General features: G+C 46.6%; 1 protein-coding gene. It reads right to left on the reverse strand.

Translation table 11 applies throughout. The annotated features are described in order from the left end of the window. The coding region (locus tag E0702_RS16065) for an amidohydrolase family protein (protein ID WP_165927571.1) at positions 1-335 on the reverse strand (335 nt) is incomplete at both ends.

Here is a 335-nt window from a genome sequence, read left to right on the forward strand (position 1 = left end):
CTTAGCCATCTGGTGAACCGTAATATCACCACCTAACATCGTTGCGTGCACCTTGATATCTTTCACATCCTCTTTAGCAACATCCAATGGGTTCTGATCTAGAATCGCGAAATCCGCCAGTTTACCGATTTCAATGGAGCCTTTCATATGTTCATGTCCCATCAGGTAAGCAGCACCTAATGTCACAGCGTGCAATGCCTGCTCAGCCGTAAGACATTCCTCTTCACCATAAACATTGCCAGAGAAGATACACTTCCTGTCCATTGCTCCCCACATCATAAACAGCGGGTTGACCTGAGTCACACCCTCATCACAATGCATCGAAAACGGAATGC

This window comes from Halomonas marinisediminis, from assembly GCF_004347715.1.
Taxonomy (GTDB): Bacteria; Pseudomonadota; Gammaproteobacteria; order Pseudomonadales; family Halomonadaceae; genus Halomonas; species Halomonas icarae.